Source organism: Thermoplasmata archaeon, assembly GCA_036395115.1.
Taxonomy (GTDB): Archaea; Thermoplasmatota; Thermoplasmata; order RBG-16-68-12; family RBG-16-68-12; genus RBG-16-68-12.
Window position 1 is genome coordinate 69,062 of the sequence record DASWDU010000037.1, and the last position, 20,743, is coordinate 89,804.

The window sequence follows — 20,743 nt, forward strand, 5'->3', positions numbered from 1 at the left end:
TCCCTGTGGGTTGATGATCTTGACGAATGGAACGCGCCGGGCCCAATCCTATAAGGGACCGACGGCTCCGGAGCCGCTACCCCGAGATCGAGGCACGAGAACATGAGGAACGAGAATTCGGACCAAGACGACAACGCGATCTCGGAGCGGCCGGTCGGGACCCGCACTGCGGTCATCTTGGCGGTCGTCATCGCCGCCTGTTTCCTGGACGTCGTGGACTTCTCCGTCGTCCAGGTGGCCCTTCCCACGATCCAGAAGGACTTCCTCGTCTCGTTCGCGAGCGCGCAGTGGGTCATCGGCGTGTACGGCCTGACAATGGCCGGCTTCCTCATGGTGAGTGGCCGGGCGGGGGACCTGTACGGCCAGAAGCGGGTGTTCGTCCTCGGAATCGTGGGCTTCGCCGTCTCATCCCTCACCGCAGGGTTCGCCCCGTCGCTCCTCGTCCTGATCACCTCCCGGGCGGTGCAAGGGATCGCCGCCGCGATGACGACCGCGACGGCGCTCGCGATCCTCGCCGCCACGTACCCGGAGGGGCCGAGACGGAACAAGGCGTTCGGCGTGCTCGTCGCGGTCCTGTCCGCGGGATTCGCGGCCGGCTCCCTCGTCGGCGGCGTCTTCACGGAAGTCTTCGGCTGGAGGTCGGTGATGTTCGTGAACGTGCCGATCGGGGCCGTCGCGGCGCTTCTGGCCTATCGGTACATCGCCGCGGCCCCCGCCCGGGCCGCGAACATCCGTCTCGATGTCCCCGGCGCCGTCGCGATCACGACCGGGCTGATTCTGCTCGTCTACGCGTTCACGAACGCCGCGAACGAGGGGTTCCTCACGCTCGCGACCGCGTTGCCCCTTGGCGTCTCGGCCGTCGTGCAGACGGGCTTCCTCGCGATCGAGCGCCGATCGACGTCGCCCCTGATGCCCTTGTCGTTCGTGCGACGCAGGACGGTCCTCGAGGCGAATGTCCTCTCGGTCCTCATGACCGCGAGCGCGGGGGGATTCCTCATGCTGACGTTCTTCCTGCAAGGGTCGCTCCGGCTCTCCGCGCTGGAGACGGGACTGGCGTTCCTCCCGCCCGCCGCCGTCTTCTTCTTCGTCGGCGGATGGGGGGCCTCCCGCTTAGTCGACCGGCTCGGCATGAGGAAAGTCCTCATCATCGCCGCGGGGTTGATCACCCTGGGCTCCGCGCTCCTCGTGCCGATCTCGGTGCAAGTAGGTTACTTGAGCATCCTCCCCGGGAGCGTCGTCTGGGCTCTGGGAGCGAGCATCGGGTTCCCGGCGCTCGCGATCGCCGGCCTGACGGGGACGCAGCCTGGGGAGGAGGGCCTCGCGTCCGGGCTGATCCAGACCTCCCAGCGCCTCGGCTTCCCCTTAGGCTTCGCGCTGTTGCTCAGCGTCGCGACCGCCTTCGATCCGGGACTCGGAATCGCCGGGTTCCGCTACGCCTTCCTGGGAGCCACCGTCCTGGGGACGGTGGGGTTCGCGCTCGCGGTCTTCCTCGGGCGTCAGAGCGCTCCGACGGATGCCGACGTCGGGGCCTCCATGGACGCAGGGCCCGTCGCGGAGGACTAGTGGCCCGGACCGGGCGGTTGGCCATGTCGAGAGAGTTTTGCATGAACACGAGGGTCGCAGGATCGTCCACGCCAGGCCGCAGTGAGGGGACCGGTCCGGACATGGGGCCGTCTGGATTGCCAAGGCATTTGGTTCGGCGGTGCGTTACACCGGTGGTCGCACTCGCAGTCGGAGGAACCTTCGCGCGGCCGAAGGCGGTTCACTGACCGGTCAATCGGAAAAGGCAGAGGCCTTCCGGAAGCTCCATCGAGGAAAGATCCTGATCCTCCCGAATGCTTGGGACGTCGCGAGCGCTCGCTTGTTCGAAGACGCCGGCTTCCCTGCCGTGGCGACCTCCAGTGCCGGGATGATGGTCTCGCTCGGCTATCCGGACGGCGAGCGGATCGACCGCAAGCAATTTATCTCGGCCATACGGCGGATTGCAAAGGCCCTCTCCGTTCCGCTCAGCGCCGATGTCGTCAGCGGGTTCGGGCGGACGCCGCGGGAGGTGGCCGGCGTCGTCAAAGACGTCATCGAGGCCGGCGCGATTGGAATCAACATCGAAGATTCGAAACATGAATCGAAGCGGCTCATCCCCCTCGCGAGCCAGGTAAGGCGGCTCGAGGCGCTCCGGCAGCTGAGGGACTCGCTCGACATCCCGTTCGTGATCAACGCCCGGACGGACGCCGTGTTGTACGCGCCGGGAAGTGCCCAGGATCGCCTGGACGAAGCGATCCGAAGAGGGATCGCCTACCGAGACGTGGGGGTCGATTGCGTCTACCCGATGGGATTGACGGATGCCGCGGCAATCCGCGCCTTCGTCCGCGGATTGGAGTTCCCCGTCAACGTGATGGTCCGCAAGGGCCTTCCGTCGGTGCGAGAGCTGGAGCGGCTGGGGGTCGCGAGGATCAGCCTCGGCCCGAGCGCCTCCTACGCGGCGATGGGCTTGCTCAAGCGTGCCTCGGCCGAGCTTCTCCAGCGAGGGACGTACACCACGTTGCTCGACGGGGCCATCACCTACGATGAACTGAACCGTCTCGCTGCCTCGAAAGCTTCCCGGGCATAGTCCCCATCGGTCGGCGTCTCCGAGCCCGCTTCCACCCTTAAGGAAATCCTTAAGTATTCTGGACGCTTAACGGTTAAACGGATGCTTAAGCTTCAGAAGGTGCCGCTCGACGATGTATTTGCGGCCCTGGCCCACCCGATTCGGCGCGCGATCATCGAGCGCCTTGCCGAAGGCGAATGCACGGTGGGCGAGTTGGCCGAGCCGCACGACGTGAGCCTTCCGGCCATCTCCCAGCATCTCCGCACGCTGGAAGACGTCGGCCTCGTCGAGCAGACGCACACGGGGCGGGTGCGCCTATGCACGCTCAAGGCCGCGCCGCTCTCCGCGGCGTTCTCGTGGATCGTGCAGTATCGCATCTTCTGGGAGGACATGCTGGACGACATCGCCGAGAAAGTGGAAGGAAGTGGAACAGCTATGAGAACGACCAAGGCGACGACCAACGCGACGACAGGGACGGTGCGACTGACTCGCGTCTTCAAGGCGCCGCGCGAACGCGTGTTCAACGCGTTCCTCGACCCGGACGCGTCCGCCAAATGGCTTCCGCCGAACGGGTACACGGCCCACGTGTACAAGTTCGAGCCCAAGGTCGGGGGCACGTACCGCATGAGCTTCTCGTCGCTCGACAAGAAGGACACCCACTTTTTCGGCGGCAAGTTCCTCGAGATCAAGCCCAACGAGAGACTGCGTTACACGGACGCGTTCGAAAGCGACGACCCGCAGATGCATGGCGAGATGAAAGTCACCATCACGTTCAGGGACATGCCCGGTGGGACCGAAGTGAATATCGTGCAAGAAGGAGTGCCGAGGGCGATCCCGATCGAAGGCGCCATGGCGGGATGGAACCAGTCGCTCGAGAATCTGGCGCGCCTCGTGGAGCTGTAGCCGGGAGTCGATCAGAGCGGGCGTGCAAGAACGCAGGAAACGAGTGCGCCCTGGAGAGGCATGACCTAGACGTCACAGCTGCAGGTGGAAAATTGAACCCCCGACGTGCGCCTTTCCAAGGCGTGGGGCGAGCGATGCCAACCGGGGGTCCTGGCCATCCCACCTCGCGTGGACGTGACCGAAGTCCCGGAGTTTCAATCAATAAGTACTGCTGCCCGCTTCCCTCGTAACCAGGGTTGGAGACTCGAATGCCCGAAACGAGCACCGTCCTGGTAGTAGGTGCCACAGGGGATTTGGGAGGCCGGGTGGTGGACGCTCTCTTGGCTCGCGGGAAACGCGTCCGCGCGCTCGTCCGCGAGGGAACGGACCCGAGCCGTCTCGCGGCGAAAGGAGTGGAGATCGCGCGAGGGGACATGCTCGACCCTGCGTCGTTGGAGAGAGCCCTGAGCGGCTCCGATGCTGTCGTCACCACAGCAGCGGGATACACGCGCCGCCGAAAGGGCGACTCGCTCGAGAAAGTGGACGACCTCGGGAACCGGAACCTCGTCGACGCCGCGAAGAACATGGGGATCCGTCGATTCGTCTTCACGAGCATCCTGACCTGCGATCAGGCCCGCGATGTCCCCCATTTCTGGCAGAAGAAACTCATCGAGGACTATCTGGAGAAGAGCGGCACTCCGTTCGTGGCCTTGCGCCCCGGCGCGTTCCTCGGCGGTGGCAGCGCGAGATTCTTCCTCAGGGGGCTCCAGAAGGGTCGAATGATGACCTTCGGGTCCCCCACCGTCCGGTGGACGTACACCCACCCTGACGATGTCGCCCGATACCTCGCGCTCGCGGTCGACACCCCTCGCGCGGTCGGACACCGGATCGACCTCGGAACGGACCGTCCCGTCTCCGCCGTCGAACTCGCGGACATCTTCACGAGACTCCTGGGTCGCGAGGTGAAGCCGAGCGTTGGTTCGTTGCTCGTGCTCAAGGCCGTCGGCACGATCGGAGGCCTGTTCCTTCCGTTCATGCGCGACATGATGGCCATGGGCCGGTACTTCGAGACGGGAAAGTACGTTGCCGATACGAAGCTACAGGCCGAACTCTTCGGTCCCGTGCCGACAATCGAAGATACGGCTCGACGAGCGCTCGCAGATCTCGAGCTTGTGCCGCGAGCCGCGTAAGAGAATCGTGCAGCGAACCAACGAGTGCCGATTGGAGGAAGCGGACGATCCGTTCTTGATAACGACCGTTGCCCGCAAGCAGAGCCGCAGGGGGGAATTGAACCCCCGACCTGCGCCTTACCAAGGCGCAGTCATAAGGCATACTGGCTTGCAACGAATCGCCTGATTTCGACGCTTTGGCCTACTATAGCCCCGAACTTTTGGGTGTCCGGAGGAAAGAGGTGAAGCGTTTTCTCAGGAAGACGGAACGCCCAAACCAGGCGACCACGCTCGTGGCTCTCCACACCGGGAAAGCAAAGGTCTTTTCGGTTTAGTTCGATTCTTGCAGTAAGAAAAACCGATGGTTCGAGTCGAGCGAATGGCTGAAGCCAGTTCAGGCGACACCTTCACGATCCGGTTCCGGGGAGTGGAGTGGCAAACCTCAGGTGTGTTCAACCTGGAATCTGAAGTGAGGGAGCGGTTTGCAGGAGTGTCGCCGGACGAGGTTGTTACGATCACTCCACCGAAATCCCACGCGGTAGTGCACCTCAAGGTGACAGAACTCGCCAACCTAGTTTGGGAATAATCGAATTAGAAGGCCCCTGACTAGCCGGGCGAAGGAACATAGCGGGTGGACAACCCCGCAAGGTGACCCGGGAGCCTAGCCGTTGGACGCTAGATCGATTAATCCGTGGCGCCGCGCGCCGCCAAGAACCGTGCGACTTCGAGTTGAGAGCACAACTTGGCAATCTTCAATGCGGTGTACCCGTTCTGGCCTCGGGCGCCAATGTCTGCGCCGGCCGCCAAAAGAAGCTTTGCGGCCTCAAGGTCACCCCATTGCGCCGCAAACATGAGGGCGCCGTTGCCATGCCTGTCTTGGGCCTTTGCGTCCGCACCGCCTTCAAGCAAGGTGCGGAGGACGGCCGTACGCCCTTTGAAGGCCGCGAGAATCAGCGCCGAATAGCCCCTCTCGTCCTTTGCTTCGAGATCCGCCCCGCGTTGAATCAGGTCCTGCGCCAAATCCAATCGCGCGGCGTCGACGGCGTAATGAAGTGTCTTGGAGCCAATTGTGAAGCCAGCGTCGATTGGCCCTCCCGAAGGCGCTCCGGCAAAGCCCGAGCTTTCGATCACTTGCAGCACGCTCCGATGTAGCTTCTGGGCTTCCGGTTCCACGCTGACTTCGAGTCGGTCTCCGTGAGCCTTGGCGATCTCCAACACCTTGCCCAGTTGCTTTTGCGTCAGGCACGTGGGCTCGCGGTTATAGGGTGTCAACAGGAAAATGCCTCCGTCAGCCAACAGGTGCACGCGAAGGACGTCAGACCCGATCCCGCCCTTCTTACGTCGTTCATCCAAGACGCGCATATTGGTGACCAGATCTTGGCCTGCCAGGTAGAAAGGCGATATGGGCGAATCGTCACGAATCGCCGCCTCCGCGAATTCTGCGGAGTGCACGCCTGTGCGAGTAACTATCCTGAACGCTACGTGTTGCTGTTGCGGCAATGGGAATTGTGCGACCTTTGGAAGAACCTCGAGAAAGCCCTGGGCACAGCCGATGAGGGCGAGGCTCGCGGCCGCAACTGAGGGATGGAAGCCCATTCCAATGATCCCGCCGCCACTGCTCGCGTACATGCTAGCCGTACCGTCGTTTGCGGCGACGAAGGTCGCAGTCCCTGCCGCTGAGCCAAACTCAATCATGACAGCGACGACATCGATGGGCCCTACATCTGGAGGTGCCAACGACGCAGCCTCGCCCGAGAGCCAGTTCTGACGAAGCCGCGTGTACTGTTCCCGCGAGGCACCCGTCTCGGGTTCCTTCTTCCTATCGGTGCGCTTCCAGGGCATAGGCGGGCGTCTGATGCATGAGGCTTGGCTTATTGCTTATCATGGTCGGTCGGGGAGTGTGGGGAATCGAAGTCATCTTCTGCCCAGGCCCCCGCAAGCAGGAAGGCTGCTGTCACACCCTGCCCGGGGGCATCGATGCCACCTCTCCCCGACAGCATATTTTCCCGTCCCGCTGATATGCTTATAGCCGCGCAGCCCACCTACGTACGGCAGTGCCGCGCCGATCCGAACCTTTCCGCCCCAAAATCCCCCAACATGCGTGGCTGTTAGGCCCATGACGAAGAGAAAGACGGACCTGGAATGGCTCGGCGACCACTTGAGAATTCTCACAGAAGCTTCCGAACGCGTCCGATCAATTGAGCCCACTGTGTACAACGATTTCAATGCTTGGACGACGCTGAAGCTGATCGGAGTAAAGTTCTGGCAGAGAATCTACACCGACATCATTCAAGAACATCTCGAGTTGCTTCGAAAGGAATGCATGGCCTATCTGGATGTGATGGCTGGATCGGGCCTGAACCGAATCCGTGATGCGGATTGCTTCGTGGCAGGATCGTCAATCCTTGCCGCGCTAGTACCGAGGAAACCATTCCACTACATTGTGTCGATAGAGAGCAACAGGAGTCGAGCTGTTGCCCTCGAAAAGCGTCTCATCCACGTCAGGGGTAATCAGACATCATTCAAAGTATTCGCCCAAGAAGCGGATGCGGCGATTCGAGACGCACTGGGAGAACTGAGGGATCGCAAGTCCCATTTCATGGCCTTCGTCGACTATCAAGGAATGAAGGGTTTCTCACGCGAGTCAATGGACGCACTCCTAAGAGAGCCATGCGACATCTGGTTCACCTTTTTCCCAAATATCAAGAGATCCGTGGCCCTTAGTGAATGGGACGAGGCGAACCTCGAAACGTGCCGCAACTTCTTCGGTCGTCGAGTCTTTGACCGTTCTGCCACGTACGATGACCTAATTGGGAATTGGACACAGGAGCTCCTCCTTCGCAGGCAGATCCTATATCCTTTCCAGATTCAAAGTGGAGAAGGCTATTCGTACGAACTCGTGTTCATGACGAAGAGAACAAAGGCAGGAAGTCCCTACGTAAATGCGGCTGACGACCTCAAGCGCCGTCTCGATAGCATCAAGGGTGACTTCGCGCGAATGGTGCTCCAAGTGCTAACGGGCAAACAGCGTGACCTTGACTCGTATTTCTCAGGCCGGCCACCATTTTCCCTTTAGACCAACTCGCCCGAGCTCTCCGTGGAACATCCGAGAGATTCCCCTGTCGAATCCTCGGGTAATAGTGACTTTCTCTCCCAAGCATTCTTCGACGAGCTGAAGATTCCGGCCGCGGACATGAACGGATTCGCCGTAAATATGGTTCGGCTGGATTTCAACAAGCGCTTCCGCCATCAGCCTGAGATCCTCGATCACGTCCTGTCGAACTCGTGTTGGAGGGAAAATGGGTGCAAGAATCACACCGACATCTAAACCCATTTCCTTGGCGCGCCGAAGGACTTCGATGCGAGCTCTGGGCCGCGGGACTCTCGGTTCGATCCGGCGAGCGAAGTCGTCACTCATCGTCGCGATGGAAACTTGCAGACGAACCTGGTCTGGATACTGGGCAAGTAAATCCAAGTCTTTGATCACAAGATAGGAACGCGTCTGCAGACAGACACGCACGCCAGCTGGAAGCGCATGCTCCAGTAACTTCCTCGCCCCTGATGCAAGTTTTGGCAGGTACGGGTCGTGAGTTGAACTCATCATGACTTCTTTTCCCGCCCACCTGCGCCATGGCGTCTTCACAATTGCCTCATCGAGGTTCTCGGGAACAAGCAAGTAGTCGCCCCACTTCTGCAGCACGGCGTCTCCGTAGCGACTCTGCCCAAACCTCTTGTGAATTTCGTCGACGTAGCAGAAGGGACAACCATGCGTGCATCCGACCGCGAAGTTGAGCGACCAGCCATCGGATAGCTGCTTCCCAACACCTCCGTTGCTTCGAGATGTCAACTTTGAATGCCGGATCAGGGGCGGCGTGGTCCGGAACGTGCCACCTATGACAGAGGTAGGCAGCCGGATTCTGTCAGCATTGAGCGTCCTATCAAGCTGCTCCACGACCGTGACCGTCATTGCTTTGCAGACCCCAGTTTCGTTAGAATCGACGCAGCCCTATAAAAGTGCCTCCGGGGGAGAGGTCGGCGAATCGGGGATAACGACGAGAGAATTGGATCAACATCATGGCATGCTCGCAAACCAGTTGGTGATCGGCGAGGCGGATTCATAGCCGACAATCGACAGTTCGAACTCGGAGCCATCCGGGGAAATCAAATGCATATTGTGTTTGCGAAGCTTCGATTGCGTACTTGTAGGTGTGCCCATGCGGGACGGAGGTCGTCCCGTCGCCGCATCGTTGAGAGCCCTCCCTCGCCTCTGAGGACTCGCGGAAAAAGTCGGAGGGGACCCTTAGCGGTATTTCAACTCTCAACCTACGGTTCCACGGGATCGACTGGGTCCCTGGCGGACCAGAAAGCGAGTCCTCCACCCGGAAGGCTGACGATCTTGAGCCCGTTAGGCCCAGACATTTCCCACGCTTCATAGTGCAGGTCTGGAGGGACCAGGAGAACATCGCCATCAATGAATACGATTTCGAGCGTCCCGTCCTTCAACGCTATTGCTGTGCGCGCGGTCTTGTGAAGTAGTCTCAGGGCTCCACTCACTTTTGCGACATAATCGTATTCAATCGAATAGCCTACTTCCGTCCCGGCGTGACGTATCTTGAACTGCCCACCGATTCGAAACTCGAAGGCATCGTTCCGCCGGATGAACATGACGCCAAAACTCGAGTCAACATAGCAACGCTCAAGAGTCCAGCCGCCGACCTCAATGGGGATGTCTATCTCTCGAGCCGAATGTGGCACCTGGTCCTGAATCACCAACTTGACTTAGAATCTGCCGGAACCGCAGGTGCTTGACGTCTAATCAGTCTCTCCTCGGTTCGACGTGATGGCCTACTACAAAATCGGCGTCCCCTGACCTCAGGCGTGGAACGGCCAGATCGGAGAGCCGCAGGGGGGAATTGAACCCCCGACCTGCGCCTTACCAAGGCGCCGCTCTACCCCTAAGCCACTGCGGCAACGCGGGGCCCAAACCTCCGATCCGCATAAATACTCCCGCACGACGCCGATCGGAGTCGTGACGCTACATTTTGCGGCTCGCCGTGTCGTCGCGTAGAGATGGCGACGCGAGTCCTGGCGCCGCCCCTTCCTGGGAAGAGTGGTGGTGCAACTTGTGGATTTCCTGCAGGAGCGCCCCGTACTCTTTCTTCGCCTCCATCTCGACGACGACGGTCAACATGCGCATCCACATCGCAGGGTAGGCTACGAGCCAGACGGCCGAAGCGATGAGAATCGTGACGATCGAGCTGGGAAGGAGGTCCCCCAGGCCGACGTACCCGAGGAAATTGCGGAGGACAATCTGCGTCGCAATCGAAGATGCGGCGAGGAACGCGACGAGGCGCAGCCGCTTCACCCAACGATCGTGAATTGTTGCTTGAGCAAGGTGAAAGAGACCGTGATACCACCCGACGACGCGATGCATCCGAAGCCGCAACAGGCGTCTTGCAGGGGCCTATAAGATGCTTCGCCCCCAAGTATCGACGGTGAATAGCGGGCCCCGACTCCCTCCGGCCTATCTTCGTTGTCCGCGATTTCAGGGCCTTGGGGACCGTCGCTGACGAAATTCCCGCCCCGGCGCGAACCAATCATTAAGTAACGCACGGGGCTTCGCAACGACGGATGAAGACTTCCCTCTCCTCCTTTGATCTTCGCGCGCTCGTCGCGGAGTGGCAAGGGCTGGTCGGCGGACACGTCGACAAGATCTATCAGACGGGAGACGACGTAATCTTCCGGATCAACCTCGCCGGCGGCGGGAAGGCGGAACTCTACTCCAAAGCGGGCCGCTGGCTGTGCCTGCACGAAGTCGAAACAAAACCGGAATCGCCGCCGCCGTTCGCGCAGACGCTCCGGCGGCTGCTCGACAACGCCCGCATCGTCGCAATCGAGCAGCGGGGATACGACCGGATCGCGGTCCTCGCCGTCGAACGAGGTCCCGACGCGCTGCGCGTCATCTTCGAGGTTTTCGGGAATGGGAATCTCGTCGTCACGAAAGGCGACACGGCCGTGGCGGTGCAGTTCCCGCAGGTGTTCAAGGACCGCAAGGTTCAGGTGGGCGAGTCGTACGCGTTCCCCGCGGCGGGAGTGGACGCGCTCGAGCTCGACCGAGGCGGGTTCGCGGAAACCTTGCGAGGTGCGAAGGGCCAGACCGTGCGGGTTCTCGCGAGCATCCTCAACCTGGGCGGGACCTACGCGGAGGAGGTGTGCCTACGGTCGGCGGTCCCGAAAGACACCAAGGTGCGGGAACTGACGGATCCGCAGATCGATGCGCTCTACACGGCGCTCAACAACCTCGCGGTGGCGGTCGAGCAGGAGCGCCGCCCGGCGGTCGTGTTCCAGGCAGGCCGAGCGGTGGACGCGACGCCCATCGAGTTGATTCAGCACCGCGGCCTGGAGCGCCGCGAGTTCCCGACGTTCAACGAGGCGCTCTCGCACTATCTGACGGTCGCGGAGCCGGAGGTCGAGGGAGCAAGAGCCGAGGGTGCGGCGGCGAAGCTCCTTCGACGGATCGCGCAGCAGGAGGAATCTTTGGCCGCCCTCCGAGAGGAGGCGACCCGCCTCGAGGCGCAGGCGGTCTTCCTGTACGGCCACTACCCGGTGTTCGACGAGCTCCTCAAGGCAGTCCGAGAAGGACGAGATCCGCCGGAGCACGGCCAGATCAAGGCAATCGACCGGAAAGAGCGCACGGTCACCCTGTCGATCGGAGACTTCGACACGATCACCCTGGACTACGAGGAGGACGTGACCGCGAACGCGCAAGCGCTCTACGACCGTCGGCGCGAGGCGCTGCTCAAGTCGCAACGGGTCGAGGAGGCGATCGCCGCGACGCGGATGGAGATGAAAGCCATGAGCGCGAAGGCGTTGAAAGCCGCCAAGCGTCCTCGCGTGAAGGCGACGAAGGCGCTGTGGTTCGAGGCGTATCGCTGGACCCTGTCGTCCGAGGGCTGCCTGATCCTCGGCGGACGAGACGCCCGGACGAACGACCAGCTCGTGAAGAAGCACCTGAAGGAAGGGGACCGCTACGCCCACGCCGATGTCCACGGTGCTCCGTCCACAGTGATCAAGGAGGGCGCGAGAGCCTCCGAGGCGACGTTGCGGGAAGCGTGCGAATTCGCGCTCGCGTACAGCAAGGCGTGGTCGGCCGGCCTCGCGGCCGGGAGCGCGTACTGGGTCTTGCCGGAGCAGGTGTCGAAGCAAGCGGAGTCTGGCGAGTTCCTCCCTCGAGGCGCCTTCATGATCCGCGGGAAGCGGAACTATGTCCACGATCTCCCGGTGCGGCTCGCGGTCGGCGAGGTCGAGGTCGAAGGCCACCGCAAGGTCATGGGCGGTCCGGTCTCCGCGGTCGCCGCCCGCGCTACGCGGTACGTCGTGCTCGCCCCGGGCAAAGCGGACCGTGAGGCGGTCACGAAGCGGCTCGCCGCAGCCTTCGCCGTGCCGATCGAAGAAATCGCGCGGACGATGCCACCGGGCTCGGTCGAGATCGTCGAACGACATGGGCTCGAGGCGTGACGCGCGGCAAGCCTTTAGCCCTGGCCGACCATACCATGCCATCGGTTTTTGGTGGGGGTCATGTCTCGAGCCGACGCGTTGGTCGTCTCGCTGCCCGATGACGAGCGACCGACCCGATGGTACAACATCCTGGCGGACCTCCCGGAACCGCTCCCGCCTCCGAAGGATCCCGAGGAAGGGCCGTCCCGGATCAAGGCGCTTCCGGACCTGCTCCTCCGTGAGTGCCTCCGCCAGGAGAACTCGACGCAGCGGTGGATCGACATCCCGCAAGAGATTCAGGACCTGTACCGGCAGGCGGGTCGACCTCGCCCGCTGATCCGGGCCCGTCGGCTCGAGCAGCGCCTCGGCACGCCTGCGCGGCTATACTATAAGGCGGAGTTCTACAGCCCGACGGGGAGTCACAAGGTCAACACCGCCTTGGCGCAGGCGTGGTACGCGAAGGAAGAGGGGTACGAGCGTCTCACGACGGAAACCGGCGCGGGCCAGTGGGGAACCGCGCTCGCGTACGCCGCCAGCTTGGCCGGCCTCAAGACGACGATCTACTGGGTCCGCGCGGTCCACGACTGGAAGATCCAGCGTCGGCAGTTCATGAAGCTGTACGGCGCGACGGTCCACCCGTCCCCGAGCAAGGAGACGGCGGTCGGCCGGGCGCTCCTCGCGGACGACCCGCACCACCCCGGGGCCCTGGGCATCGCGGTGTCGGAAGGGCTCGAAGACGCGAGCGGCGACGACAAGGCGATCTACTGCCTCGGCTCCGTGCTGAACCACGTACTCCTGCATCAGACGATTATCGGCCTCGAGACACAGCGGCAATTCGAGCGCGCCGGCGAACACCCGGACGTCATGGTCTCGTGCCTCGGCGGCGGGTCGAACTTCGGCGGCTTCGCCCTGCCCTTCCTCGCGGAGGCGATCCGCGGAAAGGACATCCGGTTCATCGCGGCCCAGAGCGCCGCCGCCCCGAACCTCCAGGGCGAGTACCGATACGACTTCGCGGACCACGCGGAGATGACGCCGCTCCTGAAGATGTACACGCTCGGGCACCGGGCCGACATGAAACCGGTGCGCGGGGACGGGCTGCGGTACCACGGGTGCTCGCCGATCCTCTCTCTCCTCCGGCACCGCGGCCTCATCGACACGATCGCATACCCGACGGACGAACGGCACGTCTTCGAGCGCGCTCGGACGTTCGTCCAGACGGAAGGATTCCTGCCCGCTCCAGAGAGCGCGTACAGCATCGCGTGCGCGATCGACGAGGCGCTGAAATGCAAGGAATCGGGCGAGGCCAAGGTCATCGCCTTCAACGTGAGCGGACACGGCTTCATGGACATGGAAGGCTACGCGGACGTCCTCGGCCTCTGAGGCGGCCTCCGCACCGCCAGCATCGAGCGCCATCTGCACCGAGTAGGTCTCGTAGCCTTGGGACTACCGCTGGTCGCCTCCCTTTCGAACTATAGGGAATCGGTTACTGCGCCAGCGAGTCGAACGGCGCGCCCGCCATAACTTCATATGCGACCTGAGAGTCCTAGGAGGATACCTAGTCGGGAGTGGAGTCTATGGGAGCGTATCTTCGGACCGCCTTCTTATTCGCCCTACTGACGGCCATCTTCGTCCTATTCGGCTGGGCGATCGGTTCGGTCTGGCTCGGCGACCCGGCCGGGGCAATTGTGACCTTCTTCCTACTCGCCGCCGCGATGAACGCGATCGCCTACTTCGCCTCCGACCGGATCGTCCTCTGGTCATACCGGGCGAAGCTCGTGACGGAGGCGGAGGCTCCGGGCGTGTATCGCCTCGTGCGCGAGGTGACGCAGCAGGCGAACCTCCCGATGCCGAAGGTGGCCATCGTGCCGACGCAGACGCCGAACGCGTTCGCGACGGGCCGGAACCCTCAGCACGCCGTCGTCGCGGTCACGCAAGGCATCCTCCGCCTGCTGACCGACGACGAGCTCCGCGGGGTCCTCGCCCACGAGGTCTCCCACGTGCGGAATCGAGACATCCTCGTGATGTCCGTCGCGGCGACCCTCGCCGGCGCGATCTCCTTCATGGCGCGGATGTTCTGGTGGAACAGCCTCTTCGGCGGCTCGCGGAACCAGGGACGCGGCAACGGGGCGGCGGTCATCCTCGCCGTCGTCGGGATGGTCTTGGCGCCACTCGCCGCCCTCCTCGTCCAGCTGGCGATCTCCCGCAGCCGGGAGTACAAGGCGGACTACATCGGCGCGAAGACGATCGGGCAGCCGCTCGCCCTGGCGTCCGCGCTGGGGAAGCTCGAAGTCGAGAACCGCCGCCGGCCGATCGCGTTCGGCAGCCCGGCATCGCAGAGCCTCTTCATCGTGAACCCGTTCCGCGGAGGCGCGTTCGTCCGGATCTTCGGCACGCACCCGCCGATCCAGGAGCGGATCGCGCGACTCCAGGCGCTCGCGCAGGGCGTCGACCGGTACTGAGGCTCAGCCGAACTCGTGCCCGACGTGCCGCCCGTGGCGGGCGTCGAGGTCCTTGATCCGGTCGCGGACCTCCAGGTTTGGCTCGAGGACCTCGAACTCCTCCAGGTAGTTCCGGTCCTTGTAGACGACCGTCGTCCGGCCTTCCTTCACGATGCGGATCACGAGGTTCAGGTCGCCGCCGCCTTCCGGGCCCTCGTAGAGCGTGTAGAAGCCGACGAAATGGCCGATGATCTCCTCGAACCCGGAATGCGGATAATAAAACCTGAACCGCACGCGGTCTCCCGGATAAATGTCCATCTTGTCGACGAGCTTGTCGTCGAGGACGCCGGCCTTCTTGAGGATGCGGCGCTCCTCGGTGATGTCGTCTTTCTGCTCCACCATTCTGAGGGTCAGGACATACACCGTCCGACTTAAACCAGCGCCCGGGGTCCCCGGAACCCCGCCGCGGCGGTGGATCGCGGCCAACCTAGAAAGGGGTCGGAGCGATTCCACCGGCCCGAGAGGGATCCGCATGACGATGGCCGAAGACCTCGCCGAATTCGTCGTTTCGAGGTCCATCGACGATCTGTCGGCCGGCGCCCTGGACGCGCTGAAGCTCCGCGTCCTGGACGCCATCGGGTGCGCGATCGGCGCGGTGCAGGGCGGACCGATCGAGGCAATCCGACGCCACCTCGACGACTTCGGCGGGCGCCCGCGTTGCACGGCCATCGCATTCGGTCGCACGGCGCCCGACCGAGCGGCACTCTACAACGGGGCGCTCGTCCGGTACCTGGACTTCAACGACAGCTACCTGGCGAAAGGGGAGACGTGCCATCCGAGCGACAACGTCGGCGCGGTCCTCGCCGCCGCGGAGTACGCGAAGCGGAGCGGGGCGGACCTCCTCGTCGCGCTCGCCGTCGCGTATCAGGTCCAGTGCCGGCTCAGCGACGTCGCGCCGGTCCGGGCGAAGGGGTTCGACCACACGACCCAGGGAGCGTACGCGGTGGCGGCGGGGGTCGCGAAGGCCCTCGGCCTGGACGCCCGGAAGACCGCCAACGCGGTCGCGATCAGCGGGACCGCGTTCAACGCGCTCCGCGTCACCCGGACGGGCGCCTTGTCCCACTGGAAAGGGCTCGCGTATCCGAACACCGGCTTCGGCGGGACGCATGCGGCGTTCCTCGCGATGCACGGGATCACGGGGCCGCTCGAGGTCTTCGAGGGAAACAAGGGATTCATGGACGCGATCGCGGGCAAGTTCTCCATCGATTGGTCCAAGGAGGACTTGGAACGCGTGACGCGGACGATCGTGAAGAAATACAACGCGGAGGTTCACTCCCAGTCCGCGACGGAAGGCATCCTCGAGCTCCAAGCGGAGCACGGATTCACCGCCGCGGAGGTCGAACGGATCGAGATCGACATCTTCGACGTCGCGTTCAACATCATCGGCGGCGGCGAAGAAGGCTCGAAATACGGCGTTCGAACGAAAGAGGAGGCGGATCACAGTCTCCCGTACATCGTGGCGGTCGCGCTGCTTGATGGCACCGTGATGCCTAGCCAGTACGCGCCGGAGCGGATCCTCCGGGATGATGTCCAGCGGCTCCACCGGAAGGTGGTCGTCCGCGCAGACCCGGCGTACAGCGCCCGGTTCCCTGCCGAGATGCCTTGCCGCATCACGGTCCACCTGAAGGCGGGGCGGGCCCTCGAAAAAGAGAAGAGGGACTACGAGGGCTTCGTCACGCGACCCATGTCGTGGCCCTCCGCCTCGGCGAAGTTCCACGCGCTTGCGGCTCCCCTCGTGAGCGAAGCCTTAAGGAAGCGGATCGCCGGTACAGTCGAGAACTTAGAGAACATCCAAGTAGCCGAACTCGTCAAGTCGCTAGCGAAGATCCCGAGGCCTCCAAGGAGCGGACCCGAATGAGTTCCATGGATAGATCGAATGCGTGGCACGAGCAGGAGCGGGCGTTCAGCTGGGTCAGGCGGAACGATCGCGAGGGGAAGCCGCGGACGCGCGGGCTGACGGAAATCCGGGGCCCGTACTACACCGTCATGGGAGCGAAATACCTCGAAGACGTCCTGTCCACCGCCGGGGACTACGTCGACTCGCTGAAGTTCGCTGCGGGCTCTTTCTCCGTCATCCCGAAGAAGGCCTTGACGGAAATCCTCGACCTCTGCCACTCGTACGACGTGATGGTGTCCACGGGCGGGTGGATCGAGTACGTCCTGACGCAGGGCAAGGAGGCCGTGGACCGGTACATCGAGGAAGTCAAGTCGCTCGGATTCGACATCCTGGAGATCTCGGCGGGATTCATCAGCATCCCGATCGACGACTGGCTGGCCCTCGTCGAGCGCGTGAAGCAGGAGGGCCTGAAGCCCAAGCCGGAGGTCGGGATCCAGTGGGGCGCCGGTGGGGCGACGAGCGCGGCCGAACTCGAGGCGGAAGGCGTCCGGGACCCCGGCCGCGCGATCGCCGCCGCGAAGCGGTTCCTGAACGCGGGCGCATACCTCATCATGATCGAGTCGGAGGGAATCACGGAGAACGTGAAGAGCTGGCGAACGGACGTCGTCTCCCAGGTCATCGAGGCCCTCGGGACGGACAAGGTCATGTTCGAGGCCGCCGACCCCGAGGTGTTCACGTGGTACGTGAAGAACTATGGCGCCGACGTCAACCTGTTCGTGGATCACAGCCAGATCGTCCAGCTCGAGATCGTCCGTCGCGGAATCTGGGGGACGTCGAGTGTCTGGGGACGCATCTTGACGTACAAGCCCTGAGCCTCTGAGGCCCCTATACCGCCGCGACAATCTGAGCCCCACGGAATGAGGGAAAAATACGTATTGGCGGCGAAGTACAGATAGTATATATCGCGCCCTCAAGAGCCCCTCCCTCTCCTCCCCCGGCCGAGGCAACGTCATGGCGGGACTTCCGGAACGCAATTCCCTCTCTGTGCGCAGGACATTAGTGATCGCAATCGTCGTGGCCGCGCTGGTGGGAGCTGCGGCGGGATACACGGCTGGCTACCTTTCGCGAGCGCGGCAGCCGACGCAGGCCCGAGAGTTTTGGGTCTTCACGGTCGTGCTACCGTTCAACGATAGCACGCCAGGGTTCCCTTCCCACGACTACTTCGCGCCGGATCGGATTACGGTCAATTTGGGTGACTCGGTGACCATCCATTTCTTCAACACGGAGGAAGAGCCGGAGGACCACACGTTCACGATGGACGCACCGTATGCGATGAACCACGTGCTGCCGTACGGCAACACCACGACGTTCTCCTTCGTGGCGAACACGCCCGGAATCTTCGCGTACCGCTGCACGTACCACCCTCCGACGATGACGGGCTGGCTGGTCGTCTTGGAGGACTAGGCCGCCGCCGAGAGGAAGCGGGAGTGCGTTCTCCGTTCCCCATGAGCGTCTCTGGACACCCGCAACGCGATGGTAGCGACCGTGGAACCTGAGGGGAGCCTCGGGCGGCGGTCCCCTGCGACGGCGGGCCTCGACGTACGTATTGGGGTTGCCGTCCATATTCTACGTACAAGGAGTATATGGACGCGGTGATCCCTCGACGCGAAGAGGGATCCCATGGCATCAGAGCACGACTCCCCTGTCATGCCGACGTGTGTGAACTGCGGCGGAGCGCTCGAACGCATTGAGGAGAATACGATCGACATCGCGGGGGAGGATGTGACGTTCTACGCTGATCGGTGCACGTCCTGCCTGAACGAGTTCATGAACGCACCCGAGATCCTCCGACCGGACGAGGAACTCATCTCGACATTCGGGTCGACCGCGGGCCCGCTCGGTTCGTATCGCAGGATCATGACCTTGGCGAGTCGGGACCGGGACTTTCGCCTCTTCGCGGGCCCGAAGGCCGCCGCCGCCATCCTCGCACACCTCCTGGAGAAAGACCTCGCGGACGTCGTCCTACTCGCACACCAGGGAGTCACCGAAGAGCCGGTCGTCGCGTTCACGAAGGCCGACCTGTATCGAGCCGGCGATATTCGGATGGGGCCCGGCCGTGCGGTCTTCACGGGTAGCGGATTGCGGGCAAACCTCCTGACCCTCGCCCAGCTCAAGCGATTTGCCGAGACCGACCATGGACTGAACCCCCGCATCGCCGTGATGGGCCGCCCCTGCCAGAACTACACGGTCCGGAAACTTCGGTGGGACCGATTCATGCCGGGCTACGAACTCGCCTTCGCCCTCGGCACCTATTGTTACGGAAACTTCGCGCCGGCGGGCGCGGGGAACCGCCGACTTCGCGAGCTGCTCGGTTTCGACCCGTCGGAAATCCGGCAGGTCGAGTTCGTCGGCGAGGAGTTGCGGTTCACTTCGGAAGGGGGCGTCTCGTGCCGGGTGGGCCAGGATTCGGTCGCGGGCCTCGTGAACCCGAATTGCCTCCAGTGCTATGACTTCTCCGCAAGCTTCAGCGACCTAAGCGTCGGCCGCGTGGGCCCGGACGAGATGTTCGAGACCGCGGTCGTTAGGACGGATCGCGGCGAGCGAATCGTGGACCAGGCGATCCGGGATGGCGTCCTAATGACGTCCGCGGAAGTCTATGGCCAGCCGGACCTCTTGGTCGACGAGAGGCGGGCGGAGCTCTTCCTCGAGGCGATGGTCGACATCAAGAAGCAACTCACCCGGAACCTCCGCTAGCGCGTGTCCTAGCGTTACGGTCGACCATCCATACTCCCGGCATCGTTGGTTACGGAAGCCTCAAGGTCGGGCGGAGGCTCTGGAGAGATCCTGGCGGATTCGCAGGTATTCTTCCCGGTTCAATTCCCCGCGGGCATAGCGCTGGTCGAGCACGTCCAGCGGCCCCAAGGCAGGAGGCCCATAGATCGGGTACGCGGCCAGAGCTGCTGGCTCCCGCAGACCGACGAAAGCCACGAAAAGGATCACGATCAGGATCACGAAGGGGACGCCCATCATCAGGAGAGCCCACCCCCATCCGCCACCGCCCATCATCCCGTAGTATCCGCTCGACGGCATGCTCAGAGCTGCCAAGATTGCCAGGAGACCGATCCCAAGAACGACCGCGAGTACGACCCAGAGCCAGCGCTCCGAGGTTCTCGTTTCCATCAGCTCACCGGCACAGGATGGCGCGGAGCCCCTTTTCAAAGTGCTGTAATTGCTTAATCATCCCGCCTTCCGGTCCCTATCAACGACTCTCCATTGCGTCCACTCGGTGCTAGTGCCGATCGACTGGGAGGAAAATACATGTATATTCCTTTGCGAGACCGCAGGACGCTCCAAATGGCCGGCTCATTCGGTGGGGTTTCAGTCCCCTCGACTTATCCAGACCATGGGATGTTCCTATCCGGCCAACCAGCCTCCGTCGACATGGAAGGTTGCGCCGGTGCAGTAGTCTGCCTCGTCGGAGGCAAGGAAGACGGTGAGCGCTGCCACATCCTCGGGCCGGCCGATGCGGCCTTTGGGGATGCGTGCCAGGAGGGCCGCTTGGGCGCGTGCGTCGGCAGTTAAGTCCTTCGTCATGTCCGTGCCGATGATTCCGGGCGCGATCGCATTCACGCTGATGCGATGCGGGCCCAACTCCAGGGCCATGACCTCCGTCATCGCGTTGACGCCGCCTTTCGAGGCGCAGTAGTGCGCAATGTTCGGATAGCCGATCCCGACTTGTCCGGAGGCGATTGACGCAAGGTTGAGGATCCTTCCTCCCTTTCCACGGCGCGCCATTCCGCGAGCCACGGCCTGCGCGACGAGGAACTGGCCCTTCAGATTGATGTCGATCACCCGATCCCAGTTCGCCTCAGACATCGTTAAGAAGGGTTCGAAGAGCAGGATGCCCGCGTTGTTTACGAGGATGTCGATTCCCCCCCCAATTCCAGTTCGACGCGAGCGACCATGGCGTCTACGTCATCTTTCCTACTCACGTCACCTCGTACGGCGATCGATCGCTGACCCAGCTTGCGGATCATCATGACGACCGCCTCCGCCTTATCAGGTTCGCTGACGAGTTCACCGCGACATCGGCGCCCCCCTCGGCAAGGGCCCAGGCGATTGCCTTCCCGATGCCGCGGCCTGCACCCGTGACGAGGGCAACCTTTTCTCGGAGATCGAACATGGTTTCATCCTGAGGAATGCGAAGGCCTCCGCCCTCAAGGGCCTTGCCACCGTGGCTGAATATACAGGTACGTTCGTCGCCTGAGAAAGG

General features: G+C 63.0%; 20 protein-coding genes, 1 tRNA gene and 1 pseudogene. 13 read left to right on the top strand and 9 right to left on the bottom strand.

Annotated features, from left to right (window positions below):
• Positions 1 to 102: 102 nt before the first annotated feature.
• From VF992_09300 to VF992_09320, 5 genes and pseudogenes are all read left to right on the top strand, one after another.
• Complete coding sequence (locus tag VF992_09300; protein ID HEX9341342.1) at positions 103 to 1,563, top strand: MFS transporter; 1,461 nt, start codon at positions 103 to 105, stop codon at positions 1,561 to 1,563.
• A 139-nt stretch (positions 1,564 to 1,702) separates the two neighbouring features.
• Positions 1,703 to 2,608 (top strand): isocitrate lyase/phosphoenolpyruvate mutase family protein, encoded by a 906-nt coding sequence (locus VF992_09305; GenBank protein HEX9341343.1) that lies wholly within the window; start codon positions 1,703 to 1,705, stop codon positions 2,606 to 2,608.
• Between the two features lie 81 nt (positions 2,609 to 2,689).
• Positions 2,690 to 2,920: pseudogene (locus VF992_09310) on the top strand (metalloregulator ArsR/SmtB family transcription factor).
• A gap of 102 nt (positions 2,921 to 3,022) precedes the next feature.
• On the top strand, positions 3,023 to 3,490 hold the full coding sequence (locus VF992_09315) for an SRPBCC family protein (protein ID HEX9341344.1): 468 nt from the start codon (positions 3,023 to 3,025) through the stop codon (positions 3,488 to 3,490).
• A 248-nt stretch (positions 3,491 to 3,738) separates the two neighbouring features.
• The gene (locus tag VF992_09320; protein HEX9341345.1) at positions 3,739 to 4,659 is read left to right on the top strand and encodes an SDR family oxidoreductase; all 921 of its coding nucleotides are present in this window, start codon (positions 3,739 to 3,741) and stop codon (positions 4,657 to 4,659) included.
• 663 nt (positions 4,660 to 5,322) lie between these two features.
• Here the strand turns inward: VF992_09320 and VF992_09325 are convergent.
• Positions 5,323 to 6,480 carry an ankyrin repeat domain-containing protein gene (locus tag VF992_09325; GenBank protein ID HEX9341346.1) on the bottom strand — a complete coding sequence of 386 codons (1,158 nt, stop codon included), beginning with the start codon at positions 6,478 to 6,480 and terminating at the stop codon, positions 5,323 to 5,325.
• Positions 6,481 to 6,754: 274 nt separating this feature from the next.
• On the opposite strand from VF992_09325, the gene tcmP reads away from it, so the two are divergent.
• Positions 6,755 to 7,714 carry a three-Cys-motif partner protein TcmP gene (gene tcmP, locus VF992_09330; protein HEX9341347.1) on the top strand — a complete coding sequence of 320 codons (960 nt, stop codon included), beginning with the start codon at positions 6,755 to 6,757 and terminating at the stop codon, positions 7,712 to 7,714.
• Here the strand turns inward: tcmP and VF992_09335 are convergent.
• The 4 genes from VF992_09335 to VF992_09350 all read right to left on the bottom strand — a co-directional run bounded on the left by VF992_09335 (position 7,688) and on the right by VF992_09350 (position 10,003).
• Entirely contained in the window at positions 7,688 to 8,605 is a 918-nt protein-coding gene (locus tag VF992_09335) for a radical SAM protein (GenBank protein ID HEX9341348.1), read from the bottom strand. The genes tcmP and VF992_09335 overlap by 27 nt on opposite strands.
• A gap of 356 nt (positions 8,606 to 8,961) precedes the next feature.
• On the bottom strand, positions 8,962 to 9,408 hold the full coding sequence (locus VF992_09340; protein ID HEX9341349.1) for a DUF6188 family protein: 447 nt from the start codon (positions 9,406 to 9,408) through the stop codon (positions 8,962 to 8,964).
• A gap of 128 nt (positions 9,409 to 9,536) precedes the next feature.
• Positions 9,537 to 9,608: transfer RNA gene (locus VF992_09345), tRNA-Thr, on the bottom strand.
• A 65-nt stretch (positions 9,609 to 9,673) separates the two neighbouring features.
• On the bottom strand, positions 9,674 to 10,003 hold the full coding sequence (locus tag VF992_09350; protein ID HEX9341350.1) for a hypothetical protein: 330 nt from the start codon (positions 10,001 to 10,003) through the stop codon (positions 9,674 to 9,676).
• 266 nt (positions 10,004 to 10,269) lie between these two features.
• Between VF992_09350 and rqcH the strand changes: the two genes are divergently transcribed.
• The 3 genes from rqcH (at position 10,270) to VF992_09365 (ending at position 14,594) form a co-directional block, all read left to right on the top strand.
• Positions 10,270 to 12,156 (top strand): ribosome rescue protein RqcH, encoded by a 1,887-nt coding sequence (gene rqcH, locus VF992_09355; GenBank protein ID HEX9341351.1) that lies wholly within the window; start codon positions 10,270 to 10,272, stop codon positions 12,154 to 12,156.
• A 60-nt stretch (positions 12,157 to 12,216) separates the two neighbouring features.
• Complete coding sequence (locus tag VF992_09360; GenBank protein ID HEX9341352.1) at positions 12,217 to 13,515, top strand: TrpB-like pyridoxal phosphate-dependent enzyme; 1,299 nt, start codon at positions 12,217 to 12,219, stop codon at positions 13,513 to 13,515.
• Between the two features lie 194 nt (positions 13,516 to 13,709).
• Positions 13,710 to 14,594, top strand: a complete 885-nt coding sequence (locus VF992_09365) for a zinc metalloprotease HtpX (GenBank protein ID HEX9341353.1) — start codon at positions 13,710 to 13,712, stop codon at positions 14,592 to 14,594.
• Positions 14,595 to 14,597: 3 nt separating this feature from the next.
• On the opposite strand, the gene VF992_09370 is transcribed toward VF992_09365, so the two are convergent.
• Positions 14,598 to 14,975, bottom strand: a complete 378-nt coding sequence (locus VF992_09370) for a hypothetical protein (protein ID HEX9341354.1) — start codon at positions 14,973 to 14,975, stop codon at positions 14,598 to 14,600.
• Positions 14,976 to 15,105: 130 nt separating this feature from the next.
• On the opposite strand from VF992_09370, the gene VF992_09375 reads away from it, so the two are divergent.
• The 4 genes from VF992_09375 (at position 15,106) to VF992_09390 (ending at position 19,224) form a co-directional block, all read left to right on the top strand.
• The gene (locus tag VF992_09375) at positions 15,106 to 16,491 is read left to right on the top strand and encodes an MmgE/PrpD family protein (protein HEX9341355.1); all 1,386 of its coding nucleotides are present in this window, start codon (positions 15,106 to 15,108) and stop codon (positions 16,489 to 16,491) included.
• Positions 16,492 to 16,496: 5 nt separating this feature from the next.
• Positions 16,497 to 17,342, top strand: a complete 846-nt coding sequence (locus VF992_09380; protein HEX9341356.1) for a phosphosulfolactate synthase — start codon at positions 16,497 to 16,499, stop codon at positions 17,340 to 17,342.
• 139 nt (positions 17,343 to 17,481) lie between these two features.
• Positions 17,482 to 17,934, top strand: coding sequence for a cupredoxin domain-containing protein (locus VF992_09385; GenBank protein ID HEX9341357.1), 453 nt, complete (start codon positions 17,482 to 17,484; stop codon positions 17,932 to 17,934).
• Between the two features lie 216 nt (positions 17,935 to 18,150).
• Entirely contained in the window at positions 18,151 to 19,224 is a 1,074-nt protein-coding gene (locus tag VF992_09390; protein ID HEX9341358.1) for a Coenzyme F420 hydrogenase/dehydrogenase, beta subunit C-terminal domain, read from the top strand.
• A gap of 60 nt (positions 19,225 to 19,284) precedes the next feature.
• Here VF992_09390 and VF992_09395 read toward each other — a convergent pair whose 3' ends face one another.
• From VF992_09395 to VF992_09405, 3 genes are all read right to left on the bottom strand, one after another.
• Complete coding sequence (locus tag VF992_09395) at positions 19,285 to 19,650, bottom strand: SHOCT domain-containing protein (GenBank protein HEX9341359.1); 366 nt, start codon at positions 19,648 to 19,650, stop codon at positions 19,285 to 19,287.
• A 234-nt stretch (positions 19,651 to 19,884) separates the two neighbouring features.
• Positions 19,885 to 20,412 (bottom strand): SDR family oxidoreductase, encoded by a 528-nt coding sequence (locus VF992_09400; GenBank protein ID HEX9341360.1) that lies wholly within the window; start codon positions 20,410 to 20,412, stop codon positions 19,885 to 19,887.
• A gap of 94 nt (positions 20,413 to 20,506) precedes the next feature.
• Complete coding sequence (locus tag VF992_09405; GenBank protein HEX9341361.1) at positions 20,507 to 20,653, bottom strand: SDR family NAD(P)-dependent oxidoreductase; 147 nt, start codon at positions 20,651 to 20,653, stop codon at positions 20,507 to 20,509.
• Between the last annotated feature and the right edge of the window lie 90 nt (positions 20,654 to 20,743).

Excerpts from the sequence above, each read along its gene's own strand:
- rqcH (HEX9341351.1), top strand. The coding sequence starts at position 10,270 with ATGAAGACTTCCCTCTCCTCCTTTGATCTTCGCGCGCTCGTCGCGGAG.
- VF992_09315 (HEX9341344.1), top strand. The coding sequence starts at position 3,023 with ATGAGAACGACCAAGGCGACGACCAACGCGACGACAGGGACGGTGCGA.
- VF992_09360 (HEX9341352.1), top strand. The coding sequence starts at position 12,217 with ATGTCTCGAGCCGACGCGTTGGTCGTCTCGCTGCCCGATGACGAGCGA.
- tcmP (HEX9341347.1), top strand. The coding sequence starts at position 6,755 with ATGACGAAGAGAAAGACGGACCTGGAATGGCTCGGCGACCACTTGAGA.
- VF992_09300 (HEX9341342.1), top strand. The coding sequence starts at position 103 with ATGAGGAACGAGAATTCGGACCAAGACGACAACGCGATCTCGGAGCGG.
- VF992_09390 (HEX9341358.1), top strand. The coding sequence starts at position 18,151 with ATGGCATCAGAGCACGACTCCCCTGTCATGCCGACGTGTGTGAACTGC.
- VF992_09370 (HEX9341354.1), bottom strand. The coding sequence starts at position 14,975 with ATGGTGGAGCAGAAAGACGACATCACCGAGGAGCGCCGCATCCTCAAG.
- VF992_09325 (HEX9341346.1), bottom strand. The coding sequence starts at position 6,480 with ATGCCCTGGAAGCGCACCGATAGGAAGAAGGAACCCGAGACGGGTGCC.
- VF992_09375 (HEX9341355.1), top strand. The coding sequence starts at position 15,106 with ATGACGATGGCCGAAGACCTCGCCGAATTCGTCGTTTCGAGGTCCATC.
- VF992_09395 (HEX9341359.1), bottom strand. The coding sequence starts at position 19,650 with ATGGAAACGAGAACCTCGGAGCGCTGGCTCTGGGTCGTACTCGCGGTC.
- VF992_09320 (HEX9341345.1), top strand. The coding sequence starts at position 3,739 with ATGCCCGAAACGAGCACCGTCCTGGTAGTAGGTGCCACAGGGGATTTG.
- VF992_09405 (HEX9341361.1), bottom strand. The coding sequence starts at position 20,653 with ATGTTCGATCTCCGAGAAAAGGTTGCCCTCGTCACGGGTGCAGGCCGC.
- VF992_09385 (HEX9341357.1), top strand. The coding sequence starts at position 17,482 with ATGGCGGGACTTCCGGAACGCAATTCCCTCTCTGTGCGCAGGACATTA.
- VF992_09365 (HEX9341353.1), top strand. The coding sequence starts at position 13,710 with ATGGGAGCGTATCTTCGGACCGCCTTCTTATTCGCCCTACTGACGGCC.
- VF992_09380 (HEX9341356.1), top strand. The coding sequence starts at position 16,497 with ATGGATAGATCGAATGCGTGGCACGAGCAGGAGCGGGCGTTCAGCTGG.
- VF992_09335 (HEX9341348.1), bottom strand. The coding sequence starts at position 8,605 with ATGACGGTCACGGTCGTGGAGCAGCTTGATAGGACGCTCAATGCTGAC.